Origin of the sequence: Nocardioides rubriscoriae, assembly GCF_008087085.1 — a bacterium.
Lineage (GTDB): Bacteria > Actinomycetota > Actinomycetes > Propionibacteriales > Nocardioidaceae > Nocardioides > Nocardioides rubriscoriae.
Map to the genome: position 1 here is coordinate 29,484 of NZ_VIYJ01000014.1, position 15,707 is coordinate 45,190.

The following is a 15,707-nucleotide window of genomic DNA, read 5'->3' on the forward strand; positions in this document are numbered from 1 at the left end:
GGGATAGTCCCTGACGAAGATCACGGATCCGCGCCCGAATTCCGTGATTTTCGTCAGGGACTATCCCGGAGCCGGCGCAGACTCAGGCCTTCTTGGCCGTCGCCTTCTTGGCCGCGGTCTTCTTGGTGGTCGTCTTCTTGGCCGCCGTCTTCTTCGTGGCGGTCTTCTTGGCCGGGGCCTTCTTGGCGGGCGCCTTCTTGGTCGTCTTCTTGGCGCCCTTGGCCGGACCGCGCTCGCGGCGGTCGGCGAGCAGCTCGGCGGCGCGCTCGGTGGTGATCGTCTCCACCGAGTCGTCCTTGCGCAGCGTCGCGTTGTACTCGCCGTCGGTGACGTACTCGCCGAAGCGACCCGACTTGACCACGATCGGCTGCCCGGAGACGGGGTCGTTGCCGAGCTCCTTGAGCGGCGGCGCCGCGGCCGCCCGCCCGCGCTGCTTGGGCTGGGCGTAGATCTTCAGCGCCTCGTCGAGGGTGACGGTGAAGAGCTGCTCCTCGGTGGTCAGCGACCGCGAGTCGGTGCCCTTCTTGAGGTAGGGCCCGTAACGGCCGTTCTGGGCGGTGATCTCCTCGCCGCTCTCGGGGTCGGCGCCCACGACGCGCGGCAGCGACAGCAGCTTGACGGCGTCGTCGAGGGTGATGGTGTCGAGCGACATCGACTTGAACAGCGAGCCGGTGCGCGGCTTGTCGTTCTTCTTGGCGTCCTCGGGGAGGTCCTCGGTGACGTAGGGGCCGTAGCGACCGTTCTTGGCGATGACGCGCAGCCCGGTCTCGGGGTGCTTGCCGAGCTCGATCTCCTCGCCGGCCGGGTTGGCGAACAGCTCGGCGGCCTTCTCCAGCGTCAGCTCGTCGGGCGGCAGGTCGTCGGGCACGTTGGCCCGCTTGCCGACCGGGTTGCCCTCGTCGTCGGGACCCTCGAGGTAGGGGCCGTAGCGACCGACGCGCAGGTTGATGCCCGAGTCGGGACCGCCCACGGGGAACGTCGCGAGCTCCTTGGCGTCGATGTCGCCCAGCCCGTTGACCAGCGCGTGCAGGCCCGGCACGGAGTCGGAGCCGTAGTAGAACTCGGTGAGCTCCTCGACGCGGCTCTTGCGGCCGCCGGCGATCTCGTCGAGCACGTCCTCCATGGCGGCGGTGAACTCGTAGGACACGTGGCGCGGGAAGTGCTCCTCCATCAGCCGGATCACCGAGAACGCCAGCCAGGCCGGCACCAGCGCGGTGCCCTTCTTGTAGACGTAGCCGCGGTTGAGGATCGTGCCGATGATCGAGGCGTACGTCGAGGGGCGGCCGATCTCGCGCTCCTCGAGCTCCTTGATCAGCGTGGCCTCGGTGTAGCGCGCGGGGGGCTTGGTCTCGTGGCCGTTGGCGCTCAACGACGCCGCGGTGACGGTGTCGCCCTCGGCGAGGTTGGGCAGCCGCGACTCCTGGTCGTCCTTGGCGCCGTCGTCGTCGGTGCCCTCGACGTAGGCCTTGAGGAAGCCGTGGAAGGTGATCACGCGACCCGACGCGGCGAAGACGACGTCCTCGCCGGTCGAGGCGGCGCCGCCGACGCGGATCGAGACCGACTGGCCGGTGGCGTCCTTCATCTGCGAGGCCACCGTGCGCATCCAGATCAGCTCGTAGAGCCGGAACTGGTCGCCGGTCAGCCCGGTCTGCGCGGGGGTGCGGAAGGTCTCGCCGGCCGGGCGGATCGCCTCGTGCGCCTCCTGGGCGTTCTTGACCTTCGAGGTGTAGGACCGCGGGGCGTCGGGGACGTACTCGGCGCCGTACAGCTCACGGGCCTGCGAGCGGGCGGCGTTGATCGCACCGGTCGACAGGGTCGTGGAGTCGGTGCGCATGTAGGTGATGTAGCCGTTCTCGTAGAGACGCTGGGCGACCGACATGGTCACCGACGCGCTCATGCCGAGCTTGCGCCCGGCCTCCTGCTGCAGGGTCGTCGTACGGAACGGCGCGTAGGGCGAGCGACGGTAGGGCTTGGCCTCGACCGAGCGGACGTCGAACGTCGTGTCGGCCAGTGCGGTGACCAGCGCCTCGGCGCGGGTGCGGTCGAGGTGGACGGCCTGCTGCGACGAGCCGGCCTTCAGCTGGCCGTCGGGGCCGAAGCTGGCGCCGGTCGCGACGCGGACGCCGTCGAGGCTGTGGAGCTTGGCCGGGAACATCCGCTGCTCGTGCTTGCTGCCCGCGTCGAAGGTGCCCTCGAGGTCCCAGTAGGACGCGACCTTGAACGCCATCCGCTGGCGCTCCTTGTCGACGACCAGCCGGGTCGCCACCGACTGCACGCGGCCCGCGGACAGGCCGGACATGACCTTCTTCCACAGCACCGGGCTGACCTCGTAGCCGTAGAGACGGTCGAGGATGCGGCGGGTCTCCTGGGCCTCGACGAGGTCCATCGCGATCTCGCGCGGGTTGGCGGCGGCGTCGAGGATCGCCTGCTTGGTGATCTCGTGGAACACCATCCGCTTGACCTCGACGCCCTTCTTGGGCTTGAGCTCGTCGAGCAGGTGCCACGCGATGGCCTCGCCCTCGCGGTCCTCGTCGGTGGCCAGGAAGAGCTCGTCGGCGTCCTTGAGCAGGCTCTTGAGCTTGCTGATGTGGGACTTCTTGTCGCGCGGCACGACGTAGTAGGGGGTGAACTCGTTGTCGACGTCGACCGCGAGCCGGCCCCACGGCTTGTCCTTGATGCCTGCCGGCGTGTCGGCGGCGTTGTTGGGGAGGTCGCGGATGTGCCCGATCGACGACTCCACGACGTAGTCCTTGCCGAGGTAACCGCCGATGGTGCGGGCCTTCGCCGGGGACTCGACGATCACCAACTTGTGTGCCACTGGACTCAGGTGCTCCTTGCAGGCTCCCGTGCGCCCCGTCCGGGGCTCACGGCCGATCACGGTAGCGCGTGCTGTCCAGCACCCGGCTCATCCGGGCTCCGGCGGACGCTGGGGCGGGCTCTCTGCGGCCCACCCGCGGACCGGCGGTCGCGGAGCCTGTGGAGAACTCGCGGGACCGTCGGCGCACCGTGCCACTCTCGGGCCCTCCTCCCGTCCAGGAGAGGCGCCCGTCATGCACCCTCGGTTCTACTCCTTGCCCGGCTACGACGACGAGTCCTCGCCCTCGACGGCGAGGCGCTGACCGACGGCCCCAGCCGTACCGAGCTCCCGAGCCCGGGCGAGCCCGACGCGCGCGCACACCTCACCGAGGCGGCCGCGCTCCTCGACGAGGTGGCCGCGCGGTTCTTCGACGCCGAGACCGGGGTCGCCCTGCGCCGGGCGCTGGTCCGGTCCTGGGAGTCCGACCCCCGGGTCCGGCTCCACTCGCCGGCTCACCTCGCTGCCGGTGTGTGCTGGACCGTCGGCAGGGCCAACGCGCTCCTGGGGCCCGGCGGCCGGTGCACCCAGGGCGCGCTCAGCCAGTGGCTGGGCCTGGGCACGAGCGGCCTCTCCACGCCGGGCCAGACCGTACGCCGGGCCCTCACCGACCCGGTCCCGTACGCCCTACGACCGTGGCAGGCGCCCGCGATCGACCTGCTCGGCCACCCGGACCTGCTGCTCCGGTCGACCCGGGCACGGCTGGTGCGGCTGCGCGACCAGGCGCGGGCACTGACCCCGACCCCGTTTCTACCGTGAGCGGTAGAATGGCGCTCGTGCCGACGCTCAACATCAAGGACCCCGAGGCCTACCGCCTGGCGTCCGAGCTGGCCGACAAACGCGGCACGTCGATGACGGCCGCCGTTCGCGACGCGCTGGCCGAGGCACTGGCCCGCCGCGACGTCGAGGCCGAGGCGCGCAAGGCCCGGCTGCGCGATCTGACCCGCAGAGCCGCGCAGGTCGCGCAGCCCGAGGTCGTGACGATCCGCAGCGACCACGACCTCTACGACGAGACGGGACTCCCCCGATGATCGTCGACACCTCGGCCCTGATGTCGGTCCTGCTCGACGAGGATGACGCCCCGGTGATGCACGAAGCGATCGGCGAGGCCGAAGCTCCGCGCGTGTCTGCCGGCACGTTGCTCTAGGCCAGCATCGTGGCGGGGGCGAGAGGACTGTTGTCCTACCTCGACGAGGCGGTCAGCGGGTTCACCGTCGTGCCGTTCGACCACGAGCAGGCGCTCGCCGCGCGAGCGGCGTACGCGCGTTACGGCAGGGGCTCGGGCAGTCCCGCACGACTCAACCTGGGCGACTGCATCACCTACGCGCTGGCGATGACGACCGGCGAGCCCCTGCTCTTCAAGGGCGACGACTTGACCCACACCGACGTCACGCCCGCTCTGTCTCCGCTCTCACCACCCTGAGCGCGTCGGCTCGCGTCTGCTTGCTGGGCGATCAGTCCTGCACGGCCGGTCGGCACGAGGCTGACGAACAGGTGTCGATGGCCGCGGCGGACCCGTCGTCGAGGAGCGCGCGAGCGACGAAGAACGTGATGACACCGACCAGGACGGTCATCACCACCGCGAGCGCGACGATCCCGAGGGTCCTGGCGGTGCTGCGCGGACCCGCCGGGGCCGCCGGTGCGCCCGCAGCGGTCTGGACGCCCCAGCCCGGCTGGGCGGGGTACTGGCCGGGATGCTGGGACGGCTGCTGCTGGCCGGGGTACGCCGCGTAGGACTGGTACGACGGGGTGTCGAAGGGGTTGGCCGGTGCGGGCGGGACCGCGGGTGCGGGGGCCGAGCCCGGCGCCGCGGCGTACGGGTTGTCGGTCGTGTCGGAGCCCCACGTCTGCCCGTCCCAGAAGCGGAAGGCACCGGGGCGCCCGGCGGGGTCGGGGTACCAGCCTGGAGTCGCCACGGCCCAAACCCTAGGACAACCGTCAGCGGGCGTGGATCGCGAACGCGCGAGCGGGGAAGCCCGAGCCCCCCAGGGGCTTGGGCCAGCTCGCGACGATCAGGGCGCCGGCCTCAGGCACCTCGTCGAGGTGGGCCATCAGCTCCAGCTGCCACAGGTCGTTCTCGAGCAGCAGCAGCTCTAGACCGTAGTCGCCGGCCGACGTCGACGAGCCGGGGTCGGTGTCGGTCTGCTCGTGACCGACGGCGACGACGCCGACGCGGGTGATGAGGTGCTCGAGCACCTCGCGCGACCAGCCGGGCACGTGGCTCGCGCCGTCGTCACCGCGGTTGGCCGTCGCCTCGGCGTCGGGCCAGCGCTTCCACCAGTCGGTGCGCAGGGCGACGAAGCAGCCCTCGGGCATCGGGCCGTGGCGCTCCTCCCACGCCGCCACGTCGGCGAGGGTGGGGACGGCGTCGGGGTCGACGGCCACGCGCTCGGAGATGTCGAGCACCACCAGCGGCAGGATCATCTGCTCGACCGGGATCTGGTCGAGGGTCCTGGCCCCGTCGACGAAGTGCGACGGCGGGTCGACGTGGGTGCCCCACTGCCCGACCAGCGTGTAGCGGTGGACGTTGAAGCCGGCCCCTGCGGCCATGTCGAAGGGCTGGGTGCGCTCCTCGTCGGGGAACTGCGGGAAGTGGGGCTGCCCGGGGTGGAAGGCGTGGGTGAGGTCGGTGAAGACGTGGTCGTCCACCAGGCGGCGCTGGAGGGCCCACAACGGGTGCGCATCGGTCATGCGGCCAAGGCTCGCACGCGCGGCGGGCCGGGACCCGTCACGCCACGGTGAGGAAACCCTCGGCCACGAGCTCGTCGACCACCGGGAGGTACGTGGCGCGGGTCTCGGCGGCGTCGGCGCCGAGCAGCTCGGCCACGGCGTCGAGGATCGCACCCACGGGCAGGTCGCCGTCGCACGCGCCGACGAGCGCGGCCTCGACGGTGTCGGCGGTACGCGCGCGCCGGAAGCCGACCTGCTGGCGCAGCACGATCGTCTCGGGGTCCTCGGCGCCGACGGGCCCGCGGGTCTCCTGCACGACGTCGGCGCGGGCGGCCAGGTGGTCGTCGGGCCCGATGCCGGCTGCGACGGCCCGGGCCGCCCGACCCCAGTCGTGGACGGCCGCGGCGATCGGCTGCTCGACGTCGTAGGGCCACGCCAGCAGCTCGGTGCGCGGGTGGTCGGCGTCGACGGCGTGCAGGTTGATCCAGCCGAACCCGATGGCCTCGACGCCCTGCTCGTCGAACCACGAGAGCCAGGTGTCGTAGCGGGTGAGGTAGTCGGGACCGCCGTGCAGGCCGGCGTCCTTGAGCCACAGCTCGACGTAGGCCGCCGGATCGAGCACCTCGCGCTGCACGACCAGCGCGTCGTGGCGCTCGGGCAGCCAGCCGGCCAGCCGCTCGTCCCAGGGTCGGTCGCGCTCGATGACCCAGTTGGCCAGCACCTGGCACCAGCCACCGGGGTTGAGGTGGCGCGGCGCCGTCCGGACGATGTCCTCGACGACCCGGTCGCCGGGCAGCCCGGAGTCGCGGTAGACGAGCCGCTCGTCGTGCCGGTAGAGCGCGGGCGAGATGACGAACGGCGGGTTGGTGGCGACCAGGTCGAACCGCTCGCCGCGCACGGGCTCGAAGAACGAGCCGTCGCGCACGTCGACGGCGACCTCGTTGAGCGCGGCGTTGAAGCGGGTGAGCGCGAGCGCGCGGGCGTTGACGTCGGTGGCGACGACCCGGCCGACGTGGTGGGCCAGGTGCAGGGCCTGGACGCCGCAGCCGGCGCCGAGGTCGAGGGCGGAGGCGACCGGCTCGCGGATCGTGAGCTGGGCCAGCGACGTCGAGGCCGGGCTGATGCCGAGCACGTGGTCGCCGCCGACGCGCTGGGGACCTCCGTCGAGGCCCGGGGTCAGGTCGCTGACGACCCACAGGTCGAGGTCGTCGGCGCCGTGGGAGGTGGAGTAGGGCCGGCAGTCGAGCCGGGCCGCGACCTCACCGACGCTGCGCTCGACCAGTCCGTCGACGGCGAGCCGGTCGACCAGGCCGGGCAGCGCCCGCTCGGCCTGGCTGAGCGACACCGTGGTCTGCAGCAGGAACAGCCGCACCAGCGTCTCCAGCGGGCTCCCGCCGCGGGTGCGCGCGAGCCCCGGAGCGGTCTCGTTGCGTCCCAGCGCGGCGTGCGCTCGCTCCCCCAACAGCTCGGCGACGCGGTCGTAGGTGAAGTCGGCCGCGACGAGGGCCTCGCGCAGGACGGGGGCGGTGGAGGGGTTCACCCGGCCCATCCTGGCCGATCCGCTGCGTCGGACGGCGGCCGGACCTACTGTGCCCCCATGGGGATTCACCTGCCGGCCGCCCGCTCCCTGCGCGCCGGCCTCGTCGCCGCCCTGACCACCACCGTGCTCGTCGTGCCCGCCGGGCCGGCCGACGCCGCGGCGTGCGTCGTGGTCGTGCCCGGGCTGCCGCCACTGTGCCCGCAGCCGGCCGCGACGACCCCGCCCACCATCGCCGGCACCGCGAAGGTCGGCGAGGTCGTCGCCGCCACCGAGCCGGTCTGGGACCAGGACGGCGTGACGACCACCTACCAGTGGCTGCGCGACGGCGCCGACATCGCCGACGCGACCGCGCAGACCTACACGCTGACCTCCGACGACTTCGGCACGATGATCTCGGTGCGCGCCAGCGGCCAGGGCTCCGGCCTGCTGCCCGGCACCTCCGACTCGGCGGCGGTCGAGCCCGCCCTGGGCGACCCGATCACCGCCACGACCGCCCCGGTGCTCACCGGCAGCGGCGCGGTCGGCGAGGCCGTGACCACCTCCGACGGCGAGTGGGGCGAGCCCGCGCCGAGCTACACCTACCAGTGGTACCGCAGCCGGTTCAGCGGGCGCGGGGCCGAGAAGATCGAGGGCACCACGACCTCGACCTACACGCCGGTCACCGCCGACACCGGCCGCGCGCTGGTGGCCGTCGTCGTCGCGGACCGCTACGGCTACGGGAAGGGCGCCGCGGTCTCCGACGTCGTCCGCGTGCCCAAGACGTCGAGCACCACCGGGCTGAGCCTGGTGCGCAGCACCGTCCGCCGCACCCAGGCCCCCAGCGTGCGGGTCGTCCTCGGCAGCGGGGCCGGACTCACCCCGACCGGCGTCGTCACCATCTTCGACGGCACCCGTCGCGTGCGCTCCTTCACCGTCTCGGCCGCCGCCGACGGCATCGTGACCTTCCAGCTCGCCCGCCAGGGCGTCGGCAAGCACCGGCTGACCGCCCGCTACGCCGGCGACACCGCCCACCGCTCCTCGACCTCGGGCGTGGCGGTCCTCACCGTCACCCGCTGATCAGCGGGCGGCCCCGTGGTAGTCGGTGTCGAGGGTGAACGCCCCGGCCTCGAAGTCGCGTCGCGCACCGCGGTAGAGCCCCAGCCTGAGCTCTGACTCGTAGCCCGCGTAGTCGGGCACGCCCAGGTCGCGCGCGACCGCCAGCTCGGCCTCCACGTCGTACGGCACGCGGACGAAGGTCAGGGCGAACGGCGCCGGGTCGGGCTCGTCGAGGTGGCCCTCGAGCACGCAGTACGACGCCGTCGGGTCGCCCATGGCGTTGCCGGCGCTGCCGGTGTTGAACAGCGTGCGGCCTCGCAGCTGGGTCTCGTAGAACGGGTCGTGGGTGTCGGCGTAGCCCACGACGTCGGGCTCGGGGGTCTCCCCGACCGCGGAGCGGGTGGCGTCGGTGTTGCGGAACTGCCCCAGGAACTCCTCCTCGTCCTTGACGTAGCGCACCCGTCGGTGCACGGTCTCGGCGCTGGCGTGCATGAGCCGGACCCGGCGCCCGCTCATCAGCAGGTCGTGGCAGAACGGCAGCCCCGCGAGCCAGGGGAGCTGGTCGGCGTCGAGCTCGTCGCGCCACCACCGCAGCGGGTCGTCGACACCGACGGGGTGCTGGTCGGGGTTGCCGACGACGTCGTCCCAGTTGCCGAGGAGGTTGACCTCGCAACGCTCGCGGCACACCGCGACCACGTCGCGGCCGCGTGGGCCCTTGCCGACGTAGTCCCCGAGGTTGAGGACCCGGGTGATGCCCCGGTCGTCGAGGTCGGCGAGCACGGCCTCGAGCGCCGTGAGGTTGCCGTGGACGTCGGACACGAGCGCGATCTGTTCCCGGGACATGCCCCGATCCTGCCAAGACGACGCTGACCCGCCGCACAGGTGCGACGGGTCAGCGTGGTGGTGCGGGTCAGGCGGTGGTGCCGACCACCGGGATCTCGTCACCGATGACCGACTCGCGGCGCTTGGAGACGACGATGACGACCGCGATGATCGCGACCGCGACCAGGGCGATGGCGATGCGGGCGGCGTCGTTCTTGTCCTCGCCTATGCTCAGGGAGACCACGGCGCTGGCGATGAGCAGCGACACCAGGTTCATGACCTTGATCAGCGGGTTGATGGCCGGGCCGGCGGTGTCCTTGAACGGGTCGCCGACGGTGTCACCGATGACGGTGGCGGCGTGGGCCTCGGAGCCCTTGCCGCCGTGGGCGCCGTCCTCGACGAGCTTCTTGGCGTTGTCCCAGGCCCCACCGGCGTTGGCGAGGAACACCGCCATCAGGGTGCCGGTGCCGATCGCACCGGCCAGGAAGCCGGCCAGGGCGGTGAAGCCGAGGCCGAAGCCGACGGCGATGGGCGCCATCACGGCCAGGACGCCGGGGGTGATCAGCTCGCGCAGGGAGTCGCGCGTGACGATGTCGACGACCTTGCCGTACTCGGGGCGGCCGGTGCCCTCCATGATCCCGGGGATCTCACGGAACTGGCGCCGCACCTCGTAGACCACGGCGCCGGCGGCGCGGGCGACCGCGTTGATGGCCAGGCCGGAGAACAGGAACACGACGGCCGAGCCGAGCAGCACCCCGACGAGGACGGAGGGGTCGAAGACGAAGAGGCTGAACAGCTCCTTGGCGTTGCCGGTGTTGAGGATGTCGAGCTCCTCGATGACCGTCGTGGCGTAGGAGCCGAACAGCGCGGTCGCCGCGAGCACGGCGGTGGCGATCGCGATGCCCTTGGTGATGGCCTTGGTGGTGTTGCCGACGGCGTCGAGGTCGGTGAGGATCTGCGCGCCCGCGGGCGACACGTCGCCCGACATCTCGGCGACGCCCTGGGCGTTGTCGGAGACGGGGCCGAAGGTGTCCATCGCGACGATCGAGCCGACGGTGGTCAGCAGGCCGCACCCGGCGAGCGCGACAGCGAACAGCGAGATGGCCAGGGAGCCGGTGCCGAGCAGGAACGCGCTGAACACGGCCGCACCCAGGACGAGGGTGGTGTAGACCGCCGACTCGAAGCCGACCGAGAGCCCGGAGAGGATGACGGTCGCGGCCCCGGTGAGCGAGGTCTTGCCGACGTCCTTGACGGGCTTGTACTCGGTGCCGGTGTAGTAGCCGGTGAGGGCGAGGATGCCGGCCGCGAGGACGATGCCGATGACGACCGCGATGGAGGCGATCAGGGCCGGGTTGCCGTCGGGCGTGTTGTCCTTGGAGATCAGGTCGAGCGCCGAGCCCAGCTCGCCGAAGTCGGAGAAGCTCGTGGGCAGGTACAGGAAGGACAGCACCACGCTGGCCACGGCCCCGACGCCCGCGGACATGTAGAAGCCGCGGTTGATCGTCGACAGGCCGTTGACGCCGGCGGTCGGCTTGGTGATGTAGACGCCGAGCACGGCGGTGAGCGCGCCGATGGCCGGGATCAGCAGCGGGTAGACCAGACCCTTGTCGCCGAAGGCCTGCGCGCCGAGGATCAGCGCGGCGACCAGGGTCACGGCGTAGGACTCGAAGAGGTCGGCGGCCATGCCGGCGCAGTCGCCGACGTTGTCGCCGACGTTGTCGGCGATCGTGGCGGCGTTGCGCGGGTCGTCCTCGGGGATGTTGTTCTCGACCTTGCCGACGAGGTCGGCGCCGACGTCTGCGGCCTTGGTGAAGATGCCGCCGCCGACCCGCATGAACATGGCGAGCAGGGCCGCGCCGAAGCCGAAGCCCTCGAGCACGTCGGGGGCGTCGCCCTGGAAGAAGATCACCACGAGGCTCGCGCCGAGCAGGCCCAGGCCCACGGTGAGCATGCCGACCATCGCCCCGGTGCGCAGGCCGATGGTCATGGCCGGCTCACGACCGACGGTGTTGGCCGCGGCCGCCACACGCAGGTTGGCCCGCACCGCGAGCGACATGCCGAGGTAGCCGACCGAGGCGGAGAACCCGGCGCCGACCAGGAAGAAGACCGAGCGGAAGATGCGGACGTGCATCTCGTCGGCCGGCAGGGCCAGCAGGGCGAAGAACGCGACCGCGGCGAACACCCCGAGCGTCTTGAACTGCCGCTGGAGGTAGGCGTCGGCGCCTTCCTGGACGGCCTGGGCGATGTTCTTCATGTTGTCGGTGCCCTCGGGGGCCGACATCACCTCGGTCCGGAAGACGAACGCCATCCCGAGCGCACCGAGTGCGATCAGGGCGACGACGATGACCAGGACCAGGTTGCCGCCAGAGACATCGACACCATCAACGGCTGCGGGAACGATCCCGGCCATGTTTCCTCCTGCGTGGGTAGGCGTGCGCCGCCCGGGTCGATGTGACCCAGGTCATGTTCGGAACGAGCCGGAGTTTACGCACGGGAGAGCCCCACGAGGACAGGGGGTGTGACGTGGACCACGCTTCGGACGCCGGTGGCCCGTGGCCTGGCCGCACCCGGGCCCGCGACGCTGCCGGTCCCCTTCGGGGTGGACCGGACCAGGGGTGGAGCGGCGGGTCAGGCCTGGGCGAGCGCGGCCTCGGCCGACTCGTGGATGACGAAGACCTTCGCCAGCCCGGTGATGCGGAAGATCTTGAGCAGCCGGTCCTGGTTGCAGACCAGGCTGAGCGACCCGTCGTGGGCGCGCACCTTCTTCAGCCCGCCGACCAGGACCCCGAGACCGGTGGAGTCGAGGAACTCGACCGCCTCCATGTCGACGACGAGGTGGTAGGTGCCCGCGGCGACCAGCTCGGTGATCTTGTCGCGCAGCTTGGGAGCCGTGTAGACATCGATCTCGCCGCCGACGGCGACGATCGTCCGCCCGTCGACGTCGCGCGTCTCAAGACTCAGGTCCACGTGTTCTCCCGGAAGAGGGTGTAGCAGGGCTGGAACATCAAACCATGCGGTTCGCGGTGGCGCACACGCGATGGCGAAGCCACGTCGACCGAGCGGTGACAGAGGTGGCAGAGCAGTGATGGCACGGTGGCGGCACGCCGGGAACGTGTCCCCGGGTTGTGCCACCATCGCGAGCATGTCCACCGCAGCCGCCGCCACCTCCCACGGCAGCGGCGCCGTCGGGCGGCAGTCGGTGGCCGCCCTGGTGTCCCGGTTGGCCTCCGTGCCCGGTCGCGAGGGCCGGCTCACCCACCTCGACGTGCGTCCCGCGCGGGCGGCCGAGTCCGTGCCCTGGCCGGCCTGGGTCGATCCGGCGCTCGTCGCGGCGCAGGAGGCGCGCGGCATCACCCGCCCGTGGTCGCACCAGGCGGCCGCGGCCGACGCGGCCTGGGCCGGCCGGCACGTGGTGGTGTCGACCGGCACGGCGTCCGGCAAGTCCCTGGCCTACCAGCTGCCGGCGCTCACCGCCGCCGCCGCGGGCCGCCGCGAGCGCGGACGACGCGGCGCGAGCACGCTCTACCTCTCCCCCACCAAGGCGCTGGCCCACGACCAGCTCGAGTCGCTCCTGGCGCTGCACCTCGACACCCGCATCACCACCTGCGACGGCGACAGCAGCCGCGACGAGCGCGACTGGGCGCGGGCCCACGCCGAGTACCTCCTCACCAACCCCGACATGCTGCACCGCTCGATCCTCCCCGGCCACGAGCGGTGGGCGGGGTTCCTGGGCTCGGTGCGCTACGTGGTGGTCGACGAGTGCCACCACTACCGGGGGGTCTTCGGCGCCCACGTCGCCCACGTGCTGCGTCGGCTCCGACGGGTCTGCGCGGCGTACGGCGCCACGCCGACGTTCGTCCTCGCCTCGGCCACGACCGCCGAGCCCGCCGCCACCGCCGCGCGGCTCACGGGCCTCGACGTCGAGGCCGTCACCGACGACGGGTCGCCCCGCGGCGAGGTCACCCTGGCGCTGTGGGAGCCGCCCCTGACCTCCTTCACCGGCGAGAACGGCGCCCCGGTCCGGCGCGCCGCGACGTCCGAGGCCGCCGACCTGCTGGCCGACCTGGTCGCCGAGGACGTGCACACGCTGGCCTTCGTCCGCTCGCGCCGTGGGGTCGAGCAGGTGGCGCTCACCGCCGCGGCCCTGCTCGAGGAGGTCGACCCACGGCTGGCCGGCCGGGTCGCGGCCTACCGCGGGGGCTACCTGCCCGAGGAGCGCCGCGCCCTCGAGGCGGCGCTGCGCCGCGGCGACCTGGTCGGGCTGGCGGCCACCAACGCCCTCGAGCTCGGCATCGACGTGAGCGGGCTCGACGCCGTCATCATCGCGGGGTTCCCCGGCACCCGCGCCGCGCTCTGGCAGCAGGTCGGCCGGGCGGGGCGGGGCGCCCAGGACGCCCTCGGGGTGCTGATCGCGCGCGACGACCCGCTCGACACCTACCTGGTGCACCACCCCGACGTGCTGCTGGGCCGACCGGTCGAGGCGCACGTCTTCGACCCCGACAACCCCCACGTGATGGGACCGCACCTGTGCGCGGCGGCCCAGGAGCGTCCGCTCACCGAGGACGACCTGCCCCTCTTCGGGGCCGGTGCCGCCCGGGTCGTCGAGGCGCTGGTCCGGGCGGGGCTGCTGCGCCGACGGGCGCGCGGCTGGTTCTGGACCGACCGGCGTCGCGCCGCCGACCTCACCGACATCCGCAGCACCGGGGGCGCCGCGGTGGCGCTGGTCGAGACCGGCACCGGACGCGTCGTCGGCACCGTCGACGCCGGTCGCGCCCACGGCACCGCGCACACCGGTGCGGTCTACCTCCACCAGGGCGACACCTGGGTCGTGGAGTCGCTCGACCTCGACGAGCGCGTGGCGAGCATCGTGCGCAGCGACCCGGGCTACACGACCACCGCCCGCGAGGTCACCGACATCACCATCCGGGCCGAGCGCGAGCACCGCACGTGGGGGCGTTGCCGCCTGTCGTTCGGCGACGTCGAGGTGTCGCACCAGGTCGTCTCCTACCTCAAGCGCAGCCAGCCGTCGGGCGAGGTGGTGGGCGAGGTGCCGCTCGACCTGCCCGCCCGGTCGCTGGCGACGGCCGCCGTGTGGTGGACCGTGCCCGACGACGTGCTCGTCGACGCCGGCCTCGTCGGGCCGGCCGCCGACGACCTCGACCTCCCCGGGGCCGCCCACGCCGCCGAGCACTGCTCGATCGGCCTGCTCCCGCTGGTCGCCACCTGCGACCGCTGGGACATCGGCGGTGTCTCCACCGCACGCCACGCCGACACCGGGGTGTTGACCGTCTTCGTCCACGACGGCCAGCAGGGCGGGGCCGGTTTCGCCGAGCGCGGCTACCGCGCCGCGCGCCGGTGGCTGGGCGCGACCCGCGAGACCATCGCATCGTGCGAGTGCGAGCACGGCTGCCCCTCGTGCGTGCAGTCACCCAAGTGCGGCAACCAGAACAACCCCCTCGACAAGCCCGGGGCCCTGCGGCTGCTCGACGTGCTGCTCGCGCAGGCCGACGACGACCCTGACGAGGCTCCCACGCGCTAACCTGCGCGCATGTTGCTCCTGGGCCTGGTCCTCATCGCCGTCGGTGCCGTGCTGGTGATCGGTGGCGTCTTCGCCGCGGAGATCACCGGCGGGCAGGCCGAGTTCATGGGCATCGACGTCAGCCCGATGGCGCTGTTCCTGCTGGGCACGGCCGCCGGCGTGTGCGTGCTGCTCGGCCTGTCCTTGGTCCGGTTCGGCGCCCGACGCGAGCTGCGGCAGCGCAAGGAGCGCAAGAGCATCGACGAGCTGTCGCAGAAGCTCGACCGGGCCGAGGCCGAGCGGCGTCGCGACATCGACGACGAGCGCTGACCTCGGCCCGACCCCTGCCTCAGCCGGGTCCGGCGCGGGCCTCGGCCTCCAGGTCGCCGGACTGGCCGAGCCAACGAGGGCCCTCGACCCGGACCTTGACCCGGACCTCACGTCCGCTGACCGAGCACGCCGTCACCTCGGCGCCGTTGGCTGCGGCGAGGGCGCCGGCCGCCGCACAGCCGTCGCCCCGGTCGGCCAGCGCCCGGGCCCCCGCCAGCGCCGCCAGGTCGGCCGCCGCCTGGGCGGTGCGGTGGTCGACGACCAGGGCCGACACCACCGACAGCGCCGCGCCGACGAGCACCAGCATCCCGGCCAGGGCGAGCGTGAGCACGGTGGCGGCTCCCCGCTCGCCCTGCTCGCCGCTCCGGCGACGGGTCACGGGTCGTCCTCGGCCAGGGCGACCGCCTGTGCGTGCACGGTGACCGACGGCAGGAAGCTGAACAGTCCACCGGGACCCTCGACCTCGGCCGACGCGGTGGCGACGACGCGCTCGCCCGACGTGGTGACCGTGACCCGGGCACCGGCGGGCGCCACCTGCTCGCCCGCCGCGACCGCGGCCCCGGTGTCGTCGCCACGGGCCAGGGCCCGGGCGGTCTCGCGGGCGGCATCGACGGTGCGGACCTGGGCGGCGCCGACCGACAACAACCACACCAGGCCGACCGTGACCGCCAGCAGCAGCGGCAGGGCCATCGCGAGCTCGGCGGTCACCGCACCACGCTGGTCGCGGCGCCGCCGGGTCACCCGATGCCCAGCAGCCCGAGGACGTGGTCGAACAGCGTCTTGAGCAGCTTGTCGCCGAACCCGCCGGTCAGCAGCTGGTAGAGCAGGCCGGCGAGCCCGGCCCCGGCGGCGGTGCCGACGGCGTACTCGGCGGTGGTGATGCCGCGGTCGTCGCGGCGGGTCGGACGGAGGCGGCGGGTCAGGTGACGCGGCATGGG

General features: G+C 72.8%; 17 protein-coding genes. 7 read left to right on the forward strand and 10 right to left on the reverse strand.

Features of this window, described 5'->3' with window-relative positions:
- Positions 1-82: 82 nt before the first annotated feature.
- A complete protein-coding gene (gene topA / locus FZC61_RS21180; RefSeq protein WP_148616201.1) occupies positions 83-2,818 on the reverse strand; it encodes a type I DNA topoisomerase in 2,736 nt (911 codons plus the stop codon).
- 390 nt (positions 2,819-3,208) lie between these two features.
- Here topA and FZC61_RS21185 point away from each other — a divergent pair, with 390 nt between their 5' ends.
- Genes FZC61_RS21185 through FZC61_RS21195 form a run of 4 tightly spaced genes read left to right on the forward strand, consistent with a single transcriptional unit; the run spans position 3,209 to position 4,277 of the window.
- A complete protein-coding gene (locus FZC61_RS21185) occupies positions 3,209-3,613 on the forward strand; it encodes a hypothetical protein (protein WP_148616203.1) in 405 nt (134 codons plus the stop codon).
- 17 nt (positions 3,614-3,630) lie between these two features.
- Complete coding sequence (locus FZC61_RS21190) at positions 3,631-3,885, forward strand: type II toxin-antitoxin system VapB family antitoxin (protein ID WP_170286210.1); 255 nt, start codon at positions 3,631-3,633, stop codon at positions 3,883-3,885.
- Positions 3,882-4,001: a type II toxin-antitoxin system VapC family toxin gene (locus FZC61_RS23810; protein WP_246142839.1), complete on the forward strand. Its 120-nt coding sequence runs from the start codon at positions 3,882-3,884 to the stop codon at positions 3,999-4,001. The genes FZC61_RS21190 and FZC61_RS23810 overlap by 4 nt, the downstream gene beginning before the upstream one ends.
- A 9-nt stretch (positions 4,002-4,010) precedes the next feature.
- Positions 4,011-4,277: a type II toxin-antitoxin system VapC family toxin gene (locus tag FZC61_RS21195; RefSeq protein WP_246142840.1), complete on the forward strand. Its 267-nt coding sequence runs from the start codon at positions 4,011-4,013 to the stop codon at positions 4,275-4,277.
- Positions 4,278-4,308: 31 nt separating this feature from the next.
- On the opposite strand, the gene FZC61_RS21200 is transcribed toward FZC61_RS21195, so the two are convergent.
- The 3 genes from FZC61_RS21200 to FZC61_RS21210 are packed head-to-tail and all read right to left on the reverse strand — an operon-like array spanning position 4,309 to position 7,073.
- Positions 4,309-4,770: a DUF2510 domain-containing protein gene (locus FZC61_RS21200; RefSeq protein ID WP_148616206.1), complete on the reverse strand. Its 462-nt coding sequence runs from the start codon at positions 4,768-4,770 to the stop codon at positions 4,309-4,311.
- A gap of 22 nt (positions 4,771-4,792) precedes the next feature.
- Positions 4,793-5,545: a cyclase family protein gene (locus FZC61_RS21205; protein ID WP_148616208.1), complete on the reverse strand. Its 753-nt coding sequence runs from the start codon at positions 5,543-5,545 to the stop codon at positions 4,793-4,795.
- Between the two features lie 37 nt (positions 5,546-5,582).
- Positions 5,583-7,073: a DUF7059 domain-containing protein gene (locus FZC61_RS21210; protein WP_148616209.1), complete on the reverse strand. Its 1,491-nt coding sequence runs from the start codon at positions 7,071-7,073 to the stop codon at positions 5,583-5,585.
- 48 nt (positions 7,074-7,121) lie between these two features.
- Between FZC61_RS21210 and FZC61_RS21215 the strand changes: the two genes are divergently transcribed.
- Positions 7,122-8,120: an Ig-like domain repeat protein gene (locus FZC61_RS21215; RefSeq protein WP_148616211.1), complete on the forward strand. Its 999-nt coding sequence runs from the start codon at positions 7,122-7,124 to the stop codon at positions 8,118-8,120.
- Here FZC61_RS21215 and FZC61_RS21220 read toward each other — a convergent pair whose 3' ends face one another.
- The 3 genes from FZC61_RS21220 to FZC61_RS21230 all read right to left on the reverse strand — a co-directional run bounded on the left by FZC61_RS21220 (position 8,121) and on the right by FZC61_RS21230 (position 11,888).
- Positions 8,121-8,942, reverse strand: coding sequence for a metallophosphoesterase family protein (locus FZC61_RS21220; RefSeq protein ID WP_148616213.1), 822 nt, complete (start codon positions 8,940-8,942; stop codon positions 8,121-8,123).
- A 67-nt stretch (positions 8,943-9,009) separates the two neighbouring features.
- The gene (locus FZC61_RS21225; protein WP_148616214.1) at positions 9,010-11,331 is read right to left on the reverse strand and encodes a sodium-translocating pyrophosphatase; all 2,322 of its coding nucleotides are present in this window, start codon (positions 11,329-11,331) and stop codon (positions 9,010-9,012) included.
- 218 nt (positions 11,332-11,549) lie between these two features.
- Entirely contained in the window at positions 11,550-11,888 is a 339-nt protein-coding gene (locus tag FZC61_RS21230; RefSeq protein WP_148616215.1) for an anti-sigma factor antagonist, read from the reverse strand.
- 175 nt (positions 11,889-12,063) lie between these two features.
- Between FZC61_RS21230 and FZC61_RS21235 the strand changes: the two genes are divergently transcribed.
- Entirely contained in the window at positions 12,064-14,460 is a 2,397-nt protein-coding gene (locus FZC61_RS21235; RefSeq protein WP_211357382.1) for a DEAD/DEAH box helicase, read from the forward strand.
- A 9-nt stretch (positions 14,461-14,469) separates the two neighbouring features.
- A complete protein-coding gene (locus FZC61_RS21240; RefSeq protein ID WP_148616218.1) occupies positions 14,470-14,769 on the forward strand; it encodes a hypothetical protein in 300 nt (99 codons plus the stop codon).
- Positions 14,770-14,788: 19 nt separating this feature from the next.
- On the opposite strand, the gene FZC61_RS21245 is transcribed toward FZC61_RS21240, so the two are convergent.
- Genes FZC61_RS21245 through FZC61_RS21255 form a run of 3 tightly spaced genes read right to left on the reverse strand, consistent with a single transcriptional unit; the run spans position 14,789 to position 15,704 of the window.
- Positions 14,789-15,148, reverse strand: coding sequence for an Rv3654c family TadE-like protein (locus FZC61_RS21245; protein ID WP_246142842.1), 360 nt, complete (start codon positions 15,146-15,148; stop codon positions 14,789-14,791).
- Entirely contained in the window at positions 15,145-15,477 is a 333-nt protein-coding gene (locus FZC61_RS21250; RefSeq protein WP_246142843.1) for a TadE family type IV pilus minor pilin, read from the reverse strand. Before FZC61_RS21250 ends, FZC61_RS21245 begins: the two co-directional genes overlap by 4 nt.
- 29 nt (positions 15,478-15,506) lie before the next feature.
- A complete protein-coding gene (locus tag FZC61_RS21255) occupies positions 15,507-15,704 on the reverse strand; it encodes a DUF4244 domain-containing protein (protein WP_148616220.1) in 198 nt (65 codons plus the stop codon).
- Positions 15,705-15,707: the final 3 nt, after the last annotated feature.

What these genes read in the sequence shown, in the direction of transcription:
- FZC61_RS21210 (WP_148616209.1), bottom strand. Translation starts at nt 7,073, where the DNA reads ATGGGCCGGGTGAACCCCTCCACCGCCCCCGTCCTGCGCGAGGCCCTC.
- FZC61_RS21215 (WP_148616211.1), top strand. Translation starts at nt 7,122, where the DNA reads ATGGGGATTCACCTGCCGGCCGCCCGCTCCCTGCGCGCCGGCCTCGTC.
- FZC61_RS21240 (WP_148616218.1), top strand. Translation starts at nt 14,470, where the DNA reads ATGTTGCTCCTGGGCCTGGTCCTCATCGCCGTCGGTGCCGTGCTGGTG.
- FZC61_RS21205 (WP_148616208.1), bottom strand. Translation starts at nt 5,545, where the DNA reads ATGACCGATGCGCACCCGTTGTGGGCCCTCCAGCGCCGCCTGGTGGAC.
- FZC61_RS21220 (WP_148616213.1), bottom strand. Translation starts at nt 8,942, where the DNA reads ATGTCCCGGGAACAGATCGCGCTCGTGTCCGACGTCCACGGCAACCTC.
- FZC61_RS21225 (WP_148616214.1), bottom strand. Translation starts at nt 11,331, where the DNA reads ATGGCCGGGATCGTTCCCGCAGCCGTTGATGGTGTCGATGTCTCTGGC.
- FZC61_RS21255 (WP_148616220.1), bottom strand. Translation starts at nt 15,704, where the DNA reads ATGCCGCGTCACCTGACCCGCCGCCTCCGTCCGACCCGCCGCGACGAC.
- FZC61_RS23810 (WP_246142839.1), top strand. Translation starts at nt 3,882, where the DNA reads ATGATCGTCGACACCTCGGCCCTGATGTCGGTCCTGCTCGACGAGGAT.
- FZC61_RS21235 (WP_211357382.1), top strand. Translation starts at nt 12,064, where the DNA reads ATGTCCACCGCAGCCGCCGCCACCTCCCACGGCAGCGGCGCCGTCGGG.